Here is a 746-nt window from a genome sequence, read left to right as displayed (position 1 = left end):
CACCGGCGATCACCCGTTATCGATGGCTTTCTGCAATCGTCACGCTCGCGGTCTGTTGCGGTCAGGCAACCATGACGGGGACCGCGACGCTCGGCTTTTCAACCGCTTCCCATCGCGGGATCGCCCACATTCCATTCGAAGGGTTGTAGACGCCAGGAAGCGGGAAGTAGCGGTCAATCGTTTCGAAATCCCTGACGTTCATCGTGGCGATGGGCATGTCGTAGACGATCGACGTCGCCGCTATGAACAGGTCCTGACCCGGTTTCTTCTTATCCGCCTTCTCGTTCACCAACCAAAGGTTCGTCAGAGGTTTGCAGCAAAGAAGCTTGCCCAGAACGCGGGCGACGTCGGGCGTTGCCGCCGGATACTCGAAGTCGGTTTCGAGTAACTCGTCCATCCACCGCCACAGCTCCTCGGCTTTGTCGGGGTTGGAGCGGTGCTTGTCGGCGATCCCGGTTTCGACTTCCAGAATGACTGCGAACGGAATGGCAACCCGCCGTTGCGTTTTCAGCCATGCGGATATCGTCGGATGCGGCCGAGCTTTACTGGACTCACTCAGTATATTGGTATCGAGCAGGAAAATATCGATAGCCATGCTTCCCAACGTCCGCTGAATTTTGCGCACGGTGGACGGTCACGATTAATGCCGCGTAAATCGGAAGGGTGTTTAGGCGAATCTCGCTCGGGGGAGTTGACTCCGCAAAGAATGTTCTCTAAACGTTCCGGTCATGACCGCAGCCACCATG

General features: G+C 56.8%; 1 protein-coding gene. It reads right to left on the bottom strand.

Translation table 11 applies throughout. The annotated features are described in order from the left end of the window. Positions 1 to 61 precede the first annotated feature (61 nt). Positions 62 to 595, bottom strand: coding sequence for a PIN domain-containing protein (locus tag A7X77_RS31710; protein ID WP_064686704.1), 534 nt, complete (start codon positions 593 to 595; stop codon positions 62 to 64). Between the last annotated feature and the right edge of the window lie 151 nt (positions 596 to 746).

The sequence above is a fragment of the Rhizobium bangladeshense genome, from assembly GCF_001662075.1.
GTDB classification, from domain to species: domain Bacteria; phylum Pseudomonadota; class Alphaproteobacteria; order Rhizobiales; family Rhizobiaceae; genus Rhizobium; species Rhizobium bangladeshense_B.
Note: the sequence above shows the minus strand (reverse complement) of the source record. Positions and strands in the feature narration are given on the sequence as shown.

Bases quoted from the DNA above. Each gene is read 5' to 3' on its own strand.
- A7X77_RS31710 (WP_064686704.1), bottom strand. From the start codon at position 595: ATGGCTATCGATATTTTCCTGCTCGATACCAATATACTGAGTGAGTCC.